We start from the raw sequence: 12,700 nt of genomic DNA on the forward strand, positions 1-12,700 counted from the left end.
ACCCGTCCGAAAGCCGTACATTTGCGAGCATGACAAAGGCTGGGCGGGTCTGGTTCGGCGTCACCGCGGCGGTGGTCGTCCTCGGCATAGTGATCCAACTGTTCGTCAGCGGTACGTCCACCGGTGGCGAAGGCTTCTACAGGGACAACCCCGAGCGGGTTCTCAATGTCTTCTCGTTCTTCACGATCCAGTCCAACCTGCTGCTCGGTGGGACGTGTCTATTGCTGGCGCTCCAGGCCGGCAACCAGGACAGCGCGTGGTTCAAGACGCTGCGGCTCAACGGAGTGCTCTGCATCGCGGTGACCGGGATCGTCTACCACCTGGTGCTGGCCGACATCGACGATCTGTCCGGTTGGGCCTGGGTCGCGAACCTCATCGTCCACACGATCGCCCCGCTGCTCGGCGTACTGGGGTGGTTGTTCTTCGGGCCGCGGCGGCGTACCGATGGACGGATTGTTTCCTGGTCGCTCGTGTTTCCCCTGCTGTGGTTGGCGTTCACGCTGATCCGCGGCGAAGGAACGGGCTTCTACCCGTACCCCTTCGTCGATGTCGGCGAGCACGGCTACGGCAGGGTCTTGCTGAACTGTCTGTTCGTCGCGCTACTGTTCCTGGCTCTGGCAGCCGGGGCCACTCTTCTCGACCGCCGGCTCGGGAGACAAACCGTCGAGAGGTAGTGCCAAGGTGCTGGTGACGTCCCGCTCGTACGCCGAGTACGAGGCGATGTTCGACCTGTCCGAACTCCCCGATTCCGTGCTCGACTGTTGCGCCGGCGGGGCGAGCTTCACCGCGGAGGCGGCTGCGCGGGGTGTCGATGCGGTCGCGGTCGATCCGGCGTACGAGATGCCCACCGCGGAACTCGTCGACACCGTACGCCGCAGCCTGCCGGCGGGTTCGCAGATCGTCGACCAGCACGCCGCGAGCTTCGTCTGGAACTGGTACGGCGATCCCGCTCGCAAGGACGAGTTGCGGATCGAGGCGGCCGATCGCTTCCTGCAGGACGTGTCGATCGCGCCCGAGCGGTACGTCGCGGGCAGCCTGCCCGAGTTGCCGTTCGAGGACGGGCAGTTCGACCTGGTGCTGTGCTCGCATCTGCTCTTCACCTGGTCCGACAAGTACGACCAGGACTGGCATCTCGCCGCGCTGAAGGAACTGGTCCGGGTCAGCCGGTCCGAGGTACGGATCTTCCCGCTCGTCCAGCAGGGCGCGGGCGAACCGGTTTTGTACTTACCAGACCTGCTGAAAGCCTTGTCCCCGGTGCGATCCGAGATCCGCAAGGTTCCCTACGAGTTCCAGGTCGGCGCCGATCAGATGCTGGTCCTGAACCGCTGAATTGTGTCCCGACCGACAGGACATAGTGCCCGTACTGCGCCCGGCTGCCGCTCCCGTGAGCGTGGCGCCAGGCCGAAAGGCCGACTATGTCCTGTCGATCGGGACAGAAAGGTCAGCGCAGGAAGCGGCCGCAAACCGGCCACGGGGATGCGCCACGCTGGGCATAGAGCTTCTTCGCGCGCATGAGCTGCTCGGCTGCCGACGCCTGGGCCGGGCTGCCGGAACCGCCGACGCTGCGCCACGTCTGCTTGTCGAACTGGAACAGCCCGAAGTACTTGCCGTTCGGGCTGACGGCCCGCGGGTTGCCGCTGGACTCGCAGTTGGCGACCTTCTTCCACGCTGCGCTCATGCTCACGCTGCCGTTACCGGTGGAGGGCCGGTTGTCGGAGCGAGTTGCACGGGCCTTGCGCTCGGTCTTCTTGACCGTCGTCTTCTTGACCGTGCGGGTCGGCTGGGAGGTCCGCTTCTTCTCGGTCTGCCGGACGGCGGGCTTCGTCACGCCGTCGAGCTGCAGGGACTGACCGATCAAAATCAGGTCCGGGTTCTCGAGATTGTTCGCCTTGGCCAGCTGGTGCCAGTCGAGGCCGTTGGCCTGGGCGATCTCGGAGAGCGTGTCGCCGGCCTTGACCTTGTAGTCGGCGGCGAAGGCGCCACCGGCGCCTGCGGCGGTGATACCGGCACCGAGGCCGGCGATGGAGAGGGTCCGGACTACTCGGCGGGTACTTCGCCGGGGTCGGGCATGTCGAGCTTTGGACATCAGCGTTCTGCTCCTCATGAGCTGGGTGACCTGACCGGGGTGGTGGGGTGGGGTCAGAATGTGCAGAGCGGAGTTCTCCAGCCCGGATGATTCAGCCGCGTGCGCACTTGCCCCGAGAACCTCGCTCCCGGGCAAGTGCGGCCGGTGCGAGGTGAAGGTGGACGTCACCTAGGTGCGTGAGGCTCGGATCGCCGGCCGCTGGATGGCCAGTGGCCGCACCGGGCTCCGCAGTCTGGTGAGGTACCACTCCCTTCCGGGGTGCAGGGGACGAACATCCGGGCAGGTCACGAGACAGCGTCCGAATGATCACGCATCGGTAACGACGTGACCGGCCCATCGTGCTCGACCAGGCGCCGGAGCGCAAGAGGGATCGGCGGATCGGCCGAAGATTTGCAGACTTCGAAGGTCCCGAAAACCCAACAACAGAACGGTTTCCCGCCTGAGACCGGACGGTTTCCCGGCGGTGTTCTCACTCTGTGGACAAGCGCTTGCTTGAGGCGCCGGACCGGATTCGCGCGTGCCATCGGCCGAGTTCGCTCGTTGAGCCAGGGACGGGCCCGACCACTGGCCGGCCCGCGATGAGGCGATTCGATGGGTGATGGGGGCAGCGGTGATCCGAGTAGTCCTCGGCCACCGCGGCACGATGGTGCGAGGTGCACTGGCCGCGGTGTTGTCAAGGGAGAACGATCTCGACGTGGTGGCCGAGCTGGACCGCTCGGACGACGTCCTGGCGGCAGTCGCCCGGCGGCCGCATGTCGTGCTGCTCGACCCTCAACTGCCGGGCCGGATCGGGATCGAGGACCTCTGCCTCAAGCTGGCCGGCCGCGGCGTGCTGGTGCTGATCGATCACGAGGCGATCGCGGCCACCAGCCTGGCCCTGGTCAAGCAGGCTCCCCGAATCGGGCTGATCGCGACGGACTCGTCGACCGACCAGCTGGTCGAGGCGGTCCGCGACGTGGCCAAAGGGCTGCCGGTTGTCGACGTCCGGCTCGCGGTCGCGGCGCTCAAGGCGGGTGACAATCCGCTCACCGATCGCGAGTGCGAAGTACTGCGGCAGGTGACGACCGGTGCGACCGCGCAGGAAATCGCCCGGACACTCAGTCTGAGTGCCGGCACAGTGCGGAACTACCTGTCCCGGATCTTGACCAAGACGGGTGCGCGCAGCCGGATCGAAGCGATCCGCAAGGCTCAGGACGCGGGCTGGATCTGATCACCTCCGGGCTGCCAGTGGCCGAGGAGTTCGCGGTAGAGCGGTGAGTTCCGGACCAGCGTCGGGTGGTTGCCGATGGCGGCCTTGTTGCCGTCCAGGACGAGGATCCGGCGTGCTCGCAGTGCGGAGCTGATCCGGTGCGCGATCACGATCAAGGTGCCACCTCGCGCCGCGAACGCCTCCTCCGCACGGCGCTCGGCCTCGGGATCGAGGAAACAGGTCGCCTCGTCGAGCACCACCAGCGGCGCCGGCGACAGGTAGGCCCGGACCAGCGCGATCAGTTGCCGCTCGCCGGCCGACAGGTCATCAGGCCGAACCCGAGCGCCGAAACCACCGAGCCGCTCGACCAACCGGGCGGCACCGACCGCCTCGACCGCTTGCGTCACCTCGGAGATCGTTGCGTCCGGCAACAGATAGGTGAAGTTCTCCATCAACGGCCCACTGAAGACATACGCCTCCTGCGGAATCAGGACCCGCGTCGCGGCCAGTCGCTCCACCGGTACTTCGCTGGGCGGTACGCCGCCGAGCAGCACCCGGCCACTGGTCGGTGCGAGCATCCCGCAGACGAGTCCCGCAAGGGTGGACTTGCCGATGCCGCTGGGACCGACCACGACCAGGTGCTCGCCTTCGGCCACGGTCAACTCGAGGTCTTCGAGCACAGGATCCGCGGAAGGCCCATAGGCAAAGGTCAAGCCACGCAGGCGAAGCTGGTACCCATTGACCTCGTCGACCGGACGTGGCGTGACGACCGGGGCAGCTGAATCGAGGATGCGGCCGAGGGTGATGACGTAGCGGAGCCCGCTGTCCCCGAGCGCACCCATCACCGTGTTCAGCGCCGGCTGCAGGCCGATCAGCACGTAGGTAAGCCCGCCGAGCAAGGTGCCTGTGCTGATCCCGCGCCCAACCAGCCAAGGCCCGGCTGCGAGCAGAATCAGCAAAGGCGCCCAGCCGCCGACCGCAAAGCAAAGCGTCCGTAGCGCGGCTACCTTCGCCAGTGACCGTTCCGCGGCCGCCTGAGCCTCGATCGGGCGCCCCACAAGCTTTTCCGCGAACTCCTCAGCGCCAGTGGCAGCAATGTCCCGCACGCCACCGAAGGTCATCCCGGACGCAGTCGCCAACTCCTCATCGGCCTGCAGAGACGCCCGCACCCGATCCGCCGCCATCCCGAGCACCGCCAGCGACAACGCGAACCCCACCAGGAACGGCGGTACGACGAACGCCGCCACCAAAGGCGCCAGCGACAACAACCCAACCAGTACTCCGAACAGCGTGACCGCAAAGTTCCGGATCACCAGGACCAGCCCGGCGAAGGTGTCCCGGACGATCTCGACCTGACGGTTCAAGCGAGCCACCGCGGCGTCGTCACCAGTCCGCAGCGCGCCACCCACGACCCGGCGTACGAGGTCGTCCCGGAGTGGCTCGACCAGGTCGCCCAGGCGGCCGTAGACCTGGTGGGAGCCGGCGGCGCCGAGACAGGCCGTCGCGACCAGGCCGCCGAGCCAGGCAATGCCCTGCCAGGCGTGGCCGGCGAGAAAGTTGTCGGTGGCGTGGGCGACGGCGACACCGTAGATGGCGGTCGGGAGGATGTCCGGCACCGACCACAGGGCCAGCTTCAGGGTCGGCCGTTTGCGCAGGGCCTCGACGCCATAGCGGAGTTCGCGTCTCATCCGAACACCTCGCGATAGGAGGCGTCCTGCCACAGTTCCTGGTGCGGCCCGACGGCGCGGACCCGGCCGACGTCCAGCCACACGACGAGGTCGGCGCGGGCCGCGGTCGCGGTTCGGTGCGTGACGATCAAGCGGGTCCGGCGATGGCGGTCCTCGGTCAGCGTCTTGCTGATCTGCATCTCGGTCGCGGTGTCGAGGCTGGAGGTCGCGTCGTCGAGCACCAGCAGGCGCTGCGCCGGCCAGGCCCTGGCCAGCCCGAGTCGTTGCCGCTCGCCACCGGACATAGGTGCCTTGGGCAACGGGGTGAAGTAGCCGTCAGGGAGGCGGCTGACGAAATCGTGAGCATGGGTCGCGCGGGCAGCGGCCAGGGTCCGGACCGGGCCGACCGCGTCGTGCGAGATCGCGTCGCCCACGGTCGTGCCGACGAGGGTCGGCCGTTCGAAGGCGCAGCCGACCGCAGTACGGAGGGCTTGTCGGCTGATCGCCGGTAGCGGTACGCCGTCGAGCAGCACCTGACCGACGGAAGGATCACGGAGACGGGCGGCCAGTGATGCAAGGACTGACTTGCCAGCTCCACTGGGCCCAACCACAGCGACCGTTGCGCCGCCGGGAAGTTCGAGATGCACATTCTCAAGCAGTACTGCGTCCGCCGTGGCGACCGTCACGCCGTCGAACGTCAGCCGGCCCGGGCCGGGCGGCAAGGGCAGAGTGCCGTGCACGACCGAGTCGATGGCGAACACCTCGGCTGCGCGCTGGACCCCCGCACGGGCTCGGGCGATCTCGCCGATCACACCGGTGAGACCGCCGAGACCTGCGCCCAGTACGGCGTACTGGCTGGCGGCGAACAGCTCGCCGGCGGTGATCCGGCCGTCGACGAGCTGCAGTCCGCCGACGGCGAGAACCGCGACCAGGACCAAGGGACCGACGATCGCGGCCTGGGCGCCAGACCGGGCCAGGACCTTCCAGGTCTCCAGACCGTGCTTGTGGAGCTCGGGCAGGAAGCCGAGGATGCGGCGTTCCTCGCGGGCCGTCGTCCCGGCCGAGGCGATCGTGCGGAGTCCGGTGAGCGATTCGGTCAACAGAGCGGAGATCCGGCCCTGGGTCTCCTGGTAGGCGAGGCTGATCTCGGCGGTCCGGCGGGCGAAGACGAAGAGCACTCCGACGACGAGGATCACGCCGCCGAAGAAGGCGACCGCGAGCCAGGGGTCGATGACAGCGAGAAGGACCAGACTGCCGATCGGGGGCGCCATGGCCGCGACCGTGGTGACGGCCGCAGGACCTGCCTGAGCAGCGTCGGAAGTGTTGCCGGAGACCCGGCTGACCAAATCGCCGGTGTCGAACTCGCGGCTGCCCTCGGGCCCACCACGGACGACCTGGCCGACCAATCGGTGTCGCAGCCAGGCCGTGGTCCCGGCGACGCAGGCTGTCCCAGCGAAGGTGTCGATCAGGCTGCAGATGATGCCGGTCACGATCAGAGCAGCAGCGATCGTGAACCAGCGGCCGTAGTCGGCTCCGGCCACGATCGCGTCGACGGAATGTCCCAGCACGGACGGCAATGCGAGGGTGACCGCGCTGCTGACCATCGCGGTCAGGCCGATCAGCGGCAGCCAGCCTCTGCCGTGCCGTGCGACCGTTCCGAAGGTGAGGGCGGTCATCGGGACAACCCGGTGTGATGAGCCAGGAAGGCGAGCATGTCGGCCGCCAAGCCGATGCCTTTGCTCGACGAGCCGCCTGCATGGCCTGAGTCGCCCTCGAAGCGCAGTACGACGGGTCGGTCGCCTTCGGTCGCGTGTTGCAGCGCCGCGCACATCTTCCTAGCGTGCAAGGGATCTACGCGGGTGTCACCACCGAAGACGGTGAACAGCACGGCCGGATACTTAACGCCGGATCGCACGCGGTGGTACGGCGAGTAGGACAACAGCGTCGCCAGCTGCGCGGGATCCGAGGCGGAACCGAACTCCGGCACCCAGCTCTGGCCCAGCCCGAATTGCTCGTAGCGGACCATGTCGAGCAGCGGCGCCGAGCAAACCGCGGCGGCGAAGAGCTCTGGCCGTTGGGTGATCGCGGCTCCGACCAGGAGGCCGCCATTCGATTCGCCGCAGAGCGCGAGCTGGTCCGGCGTTGTCCAGCCTTCGGTGATCAGCGTCTCGGCGGCGGCGAGGTAGTCGTCGAAGACGTTCTGCTTCTGGTCGAGCATGCCGGCCTTGTGCCAGTCGTTGCCCCGCTCGCCACCACCGCGCAGGTTGGCCGTCACGAACACGCCGCCGGCCTCGACCCAGGCCAGCGTGAAAGCGGAGTACGTCGGCGTCAGCGACTGCCCGAAACCCCCATAGCCATAGAGGATTGTGGGTCGCGGCCCGTGCTCACCCGGCTTGGCGACGATCAGCATCTGGAGCTCGGTGCCATCCGTCGAGGTGTAGTCGAGCTGACGCGACTCGGCCTCCGGTACGCCGATCGCGCCCGGCGGCGGCGACCACAACGTCGTACGGGCCGACGTGGCGTCGTACTGGTAGATGGCTGCGGGGGTGACGGAGTCGGTGTAGGAGAACCAGACCTCGTGGCCGCCCTCCGGACGGATCGACAGCGAACCGACTGAGCCGACGCCGGGGAGTGGGACCTCGCCGAGATGGCGGCCGGTGACCAGGTCGTGGATCGCGATCTCGCCGACCGCGTTCCTGGTCCGGCCGACGAGCACCACCTTGTCGAGAATCGCCAGGCTGCTGAGCGGCGCCGCGGGATCGGCCGGGATGAAGTCGCGCCAGACCTGCGGATCCTCGGGATCACCGACACAGATCTTGCCGGTGGGAGCGTCCCGGGTGGTCACGACGTACAGGCGTCCCTCGCGGCTGACCGACATCACGGTGATCGCGTCGACGCCTTGCTGCACGACGGTTGGCGGACCGTCCTGCTGGAGATCCGTCAGCCACAGATCGTTGGCCGGTCCGCGCGACGCGGAGATCGTCAGCCAGCGCCCGTCGGCGCTGAGGTCCAACCCGTACGACGCTTCGTCGGTGAGCAGCCGATCATCGTCAGGCCGGCCGAGGTGGTGGCGCAGTAGCTGGCGGAATCGCACGTAATAGAAGGACTTCCCGTCCGGAAGCCAGGCGACGGGGGAGTAGCGGCAGCCGTCGATCGGGCCGTCCACCAGTTGACCGGTGGCGACGTCGAGCACGTGCAAAATCGACTGCTCGTCACCGCCGCGCGAGATCTGGAAGGCCAGCAGGGCTCCGTCGGGTGAGGGCTGCCAGCTGTCGAGCGTGATGCGGCCGGTCGGGTCGAGTTGCTGCGGATCCACGAGCGGCGCGTCATCGGCGTACAGGACTGGATGTTCTTGGCCGGCTGACCGGCGGAGGACGAAACAGCGGTCGCCTCGCCAGACGGGTGCGGAGACCGAGCCGACGCTGGACAATGCTCGGACCCGGTTGCGGAGCTTGTACCGTCCGGGGAGCGTCGTCGCGTGGTTCAGCCAGAGCTGGTCCTGGATCGCCTGCCACTGCTGGGTTTCCGGCGTGGTGGCGTCTTCCAGCCAGCGGTACGGATCGGGGATCGCGTGCCCGTGCAGGTGGTCCACAAGCGGCAGACGCTCGGCGTCGGGATAGCTCAGGTCGAGGTGGTGCACGGATGCCTCCTCCCGTGGCGGGAAACAGGTTCGGCCCTGGGTGGGAATGCTGCCCACCCAGGGCCCCCGGAACCTGGGTACCTCAGCCTTGCGGTCCATCACTCACAGACCTCGCAGCTGGGGCATAGCTCCGATCAGTGGCAGAGCACGAGGCTCAGGTTGCTCGGACGGTGGGAACCGCAGCCGAGAACGGTCAGCGTGGAACCACCGTGGTGGTGGCCACCGCCGTAACCGGGGGTCTCCAGACCCTGAAGGTCGAGAAGTGCCATTTGTTTACACCTCCTCAGATGTTCTTGGTAGGGATGAGGACTCGGACCACTGGGGAGATCCGAGGAACGGGAGGGTGACCGGCTGCTCGTGCAGCGCGGCACCCAGGGCCAGCAGGACGCCGGCCGATCCGGTCGCCAGGTCCATCGAGAGACGGAGCAACTGGTTGCCGGGGAACGCGAGTCCGCCTTCGAACGGCATCGCATGCCAGCCGAGGCCACGGATCAGGTCGTCGAGCTCTCCTTCTCCAGCAGACGCAGCACCCAGTGCGGGAGCGGCGAGCAGGAGACCGGCACGACCCATGAACAGGCCCGGCTGGACGTAGTACGAGCAGCGGGTGACCCGCCGCAGGGCTTCGAGGTCCGTGGCCAGCTCCGAGTCGGGGCGGCGGTGCAGGAAGCGTTGCAGGACGAGGGCGATACCGACCGAACCCTCTTCCAGATAAGGGAGTGTGCGCCAGCCCTGGTTCACCTGGAGCATGCCGTCCGGCGTCTGGAGGCAACGCCGCAGGTCCTGCCTGATGGCGATCTCCGCGAGATCGAGCAGGCCCGTGTCGCCGGTCAGCTCGTACGCTTCGAGGAAGAGCAGCGCAGGACCGGACGAGCCGTACATGAGCCCGGCCCGCGGCTTTCCCTCACCACTCGTCTCCGGTACGTCGTCGACGTCGCCGAGCCGGTCCGCGACCAGGTCGATCACGTGGATCGCCTTCGCACGCAGCGACGGCTCGCTGGTGAAGTGCAGCAGGTTGAGGCCGATCCCGGCCAGGCCGGAGTGCAGCCCGAGCTCACGGGTCTCGAACTCGTCGGCCAGTGTGCGCTCGACCAGGTCCAGCGCGTCCTGCTCGTGGCCGAGCTCATTGAGTACGTGCGCGACACCGTGCAGTCCGTCGTACAGGCCGGGGCCGATCTCGGAGCTGATGGAATGCTTGCGCAGCCAGTCCTCGTACTCCGGGAAGCGGCCGGCGCCCGTTTTGGCCAGTGCGTAAAGGATGCCGGCGGCGCCGGTGGCCAGGTTGGTGCCACCGCCGGGCTGGAACTGCGCGATGTCGCCGGGGAACAAGCGGTCGTCGCGGTCCGGAGTGGCACTGGCAACGATTGCTTTCGTGATTGCCGCGCGGATGTCGGTCCACTCGGCGCGGCCCGGCAGGGCGAGCGATTCCATCTCTGGGTCGCTGGTCAGATCGGGGCCGACGATCGTGCGGACAGCCGCGTCGAGTGTTGCCCTCGGCACCGGAAAGGTCTCCGCGACCATGTCGGCGAGCTGGAAAGCCTTGCCAGGATGGAGATTCAGCAACATCGTCGTCTGCGGCGCGAACAGGCCGAGGGTGATGCAGGCGAGTGCGTAGAGGTCGACATCCGGGCCTTGCCGGTCGCCGGGAGCGGAGTACCCGGGATGGGCGAGTGCCGATCGGGCCTGCTCCTCGACGAGGGTGGCGACCTCGAAGTCGATCAGGACCATCCGGCCGCCATCACTCAGGAGGACGTTGTCCGGGTGGAGGTCGCAGAAGACGACGCCTCGGCCGTGGAGCTGGGCGACCGCGTCCTGGACGTCCGTGACCATCTGCGCGGCCCATTCGGCGTACTCCGCCAGTTCGGCTTCGGTCGCGTCGGGATGGGTCAGCGGGTAGCGGCGCACGAGTTCGCGCTGCAGTGGGTTCGCGTCGACGAACTCCTGGACCAGGAAGTGGTGCTCGCCGAGCTCGAAGTAGTCGTGCACCTTCGGGACCACGTCGAGTCCCTCGAGGCGCTGCAGGATGTCGCGCTCGTGACCGACCCGGGCGACCGCGTCGCGGCCGCTCATGTCCAGCCCGGCGAGCGGCCGGCCTTCCTTGAGGACAACCTTCGCGCCAGTCTCGTTGTGGTGGCCGAGGTAGACGCCGCCGCCGTTGGAGAACTGGATGACGCTTTCGATCGTGTACGCCAGCTCGTTGGTGGTGACCGCGTTGCGCGCTTCCAGATGGGCTTCCAGGAACGCCGGCAGGGTGATCCACGGCGGCATGGAGAAGGTCGGCGAGCGGTGGTCCGGGACCAGCCGGCCGCGGTCGTCCTCGAGGGCGAGTGCGCGCTCGCCGCCTTCGTTGAGGCAGTAGCGGCTGACGAATGCGCCGTACCGGACGAAGAGCGGGCCTTCGGCGTACCGGAGATCGCTCAGGATGTAAGGGCCGCGGACTCCCTGCAGGAGGCCGTCGAGCTCCTTGAGTACGAGCTCCAGTTGCGCCTCGTCGGCCGGGTAGATGGTGACCAGCTTGCCGCTCGAACCGCGCGGGGCGGACTTCGAGTTGACCATCACCATCACGGGCTCGTTGCGCAGGAACTTGAACGCGATGCCGCGGGGAACGCAGTAGTCCCACACCACGGCGAGCGTGCGCTCGGCGTCTTCGAGGCCGGACGAGACGTGGATCTTCCAGCCTTGGGACGGCAGTTCGAGACCGTCCGGCGCGTAGTGCATCCAGGTATCGCCGGGGACGTGCTGCCAGCCGGTCGGTACCGGCCGGGTGCAGAGCGCGAAGTCCGGATGCTCGGCACCCCGGTTCGTCGGGGTCTCGTAGAAACGCCGGTCGGCCAGGCAGTAGAGCTCGTAACTTTCCATGGCGGTTCGCCCCCCTTCTCATCGCTTGCCCGGCACATCTTGGGCAACGCGAGCAGGGCTGGCGTAGTGCATGACGTCATGACTAGACCGTGAAGAACTCACACGCTACGGATGGGTAAGTAACCACTCTTTGTTACGCGATGATCACTTTGAGCGGTGAAAGCGGTGTTACATCATGTCAATTCGTGCCGGTGACGTAACGGGCCGTAACTTCAGCTGGATTTGATCGTGCGAACGCTGCCGGTCGATCACTTGGCTGAGCGGTGCTGCTGGCTGGCGAAGTAGGCGACCTTCCGGGCCCGCATCACCTCACCGAGCGGGCGGTGGTCGACGAGTGCGTTCCAGGGGTCGAACGTGGCGGCCTCGACCTCTTCGCCGAAGCCGGCGTCGGCGTGCTGCCGGGGGATCATGAGCCGGCCGACGGTCAGGTACGGCGCGTCCCAGTTGACCGAGGCGTCCTCGATCGGGGTGTGCTGCTCGTCGGTGAAGAACTGGACCTGGAGGTCGCAGCTCAGTGGGCCCTGGTCGAGTCGCTGGTAGATGTCGGCGGCCCAGTCGTCGCTCGCGGCCGGATTGACCTCGGTGGAGGCCGCGGCGAGTTTCACGCGGACGGCGTACGGGCCGAAGGCGATCGGGGCCGCGGTGAAGAAGTCGTGGGTGGCGAACCCGCTGAACGGCTCTTTGAGCGCGGCCTGGACGTGCTTGAGCTTCGGGATCAGGCGGGGGTTCTTGAGCAGCCCGAGCAGGATTTTGCCCGGGGTGCTGCCGCCGGTGGTGACGATGGTGGTGAAGTCCTCGCTGGTGGCCGAGCTGAACCGCTCGTGGTTGATCATCGCGAAGTCCTGCGAGACCGCCTCACCACCGAGCGCGGCGGGCCCGCTGACGCCGAGCACCTTGAGGGAGAAGCCACGGATGTCCGGGGTGCTGTCCGGCGCGCGGTTGAAGCCGCCGTTGGACAGCCGGATCCAGACGTCGTACTTGCTCGGGATCGCGAAGATGCCCTGCTTGGCGTGCGCCGGGAGGTCGGCAGCCACCTCCAGCGTTGCCCTCAACGCGGCGATCTGCTGGCGATGAAGCGCCCGCCCGGTACCGAACCTCTCATCCTTGTGCCCCTGCATCTCAGCAAACGCAACCCCCTGCCGCTGATGCCGCTCAGCCTCCCCAGGAAGAGTCACTTCACGCCACTCAGTACTCGGCTCGGCCACAACATCTCCCATCACCGGATCCAGCGGTCCCACCCAGTATCCGCCTCCGCAAATGTT

10 protein-coding genes are annotated in these 12,700 nt (G+C 67.6%); 3 read left to right on the top strand and 7 right to left on the bottom strand.

Annotation, left to right across the window (positions count from 1 at the left end):
* Positions 1-29: 29 nt before the first annotated feature.
* Both A3ES_RS0135350 and A3ES_RS0135355 read left to right on the top strand, forming a co-directional pair.
* Entirely contained in the window at positions 30-674 is a 645-nt protein-coding gene (locus tag A3ES_RS0135350) for a Pr6Pr family membrane protein (RefSeq protein WP_020391571.1), read from the top strand.
* A 7-nt stretch (positions 675-681) separates the two neighbouring features.
* Complete coding sequence (locus A3ES_RS0135355) at positions 682-1,329, top strand: class I SAM-dependent methyltransferase (protein ID WP_020391572.1); 648 nt, start codon at positions 682-684, stop codon at positions 1,327-1,329.
* A gap of 112 nt (positions 1,330-1,441) precedes the next feature.
* On the opposite strand, the gene A3ES_RS0135360 is transcribed toward A3ES_RS0135355, so the two are convergent.
* Positions 1,442-2,086 (bottom strand): transglycosylase family protein, encoded by a 645-nt coding sequence (locus tag A3ES_RS0135360; RefSeq protein WP_020391573.1) that lies wholly within the window; start codon positions 2,084-2,086, stop codon positions 1,442-1,444.
* 610 nt (positions 2,087-2,696) lie between these two features.
* On the opposite strand from A3ES_RS0135360, the gene A3ES_RS0135365 reads away from it, so the two are divergent.
* Positions 2,697-3,296, top strand: coding sequence for a response regulator transcription factor (locus tag A3ES_RS0135365; protein ID WP_026163498.1), 600 nt, complete (start codon positions 2,697-2,699; stop codon positions 3,294-3,296).
* On the opposite strand, the gene A3ES_RS0135370 is transcribed toward A3ES_RS0135365, so the two are convergent.
* The 6 genes from A3ES_RS0135370 to A3ES_RS0135395 form a co-directional block, all read right to left on the bottom strand.
* Positions 3,275-4,963, bottom strand: a complete 1,689-nt coding sequence (locus A3ES_RS0135370; RefSeq protein ID WP_020391575.1) for an ABC transporter ATP-binding protein — start codon at positions 4,961-4,963, stop codon at positions 3,275-3,277. The two genes, A3ES_RS0135365 and A3ES_RS0135370, sit on opposite strands and share 22 nt — an antisense overlap.
* A complete protein-coding gene (locus A3ES_RS0135375; protein WP_020391576.1) occupies positions 4,960-6,618 on the bottom strand; it encodes an ABC transporter ATP-binding protein in 1,659 nt (552 codons plus the stop codon). Before A3ES_RS0135375 ends, A3ES_RS0135370 begins: the two co-directional genes overlap by 4 nt.
* A complete protein-coding gene (locus tag A3ES_RS0135380) occupies positions 6,615-8,582 on the bottom strand; it encodes a prolyl oligopeptidase family serine peptidase (protein ID WP_020391577.1) in 1,968 nt (655 codons plus the stop codon). The genes A3ES_RS0135375 and A3ES_RS0135380 overlap by 4 nt, the downstream gene beginning before the upstream one ends.
* 134 nt (positions 8,583-8,716) lie before the next feature.
* On the bottom strand, positions 8,717-8,851 hold the full coding sequence (locus tag A3ES_RS53565) for a SapB/AmfS family lanthipeptide (protein WP_020391578.1): 135 nt from the start codon (positions 8,849-8,851) through the stop codon (positions 8,717-8,719).
* 4 nt (positions 8,852-8,855) lie between these two features.
* On the bottom strand, positions 8,856-11,438 hold the full coding sequence (gene lanKC / locus A3ES_RS0135390; protein ID WP_020391579.1) for a class III lanthionine synthetase LanKC: 2,583 nt from the start codon (positions 11,436-11,438) through the stop codon (positions 8,856-8,858).
* A gap of 248 nt (positions 11,439-11,686) precedes the next feature.
* Positions 11,687-12,655, bottom strand: coding sequence for a catalase family protein (locus tag A3ES_RS0135395; protein WP_026163499.1), 969 nt, complete (start codon positions 12,653-12,655; stop codon positions 11,687-11,689).
* Between the last annotated feature and the right edge of the window lie 45 nt (positions 12,656-12,700).

It is taken from the genome of Kribbella catacumbae DSM 19601 (assembly GCF_000372465.1).
Classification (GTDB): Bacteria; Actinomycetota; Actinomycetes; order Propionibacteriales; family Kribbellaceae; genus Kribbella; species Kribbella catacumbae.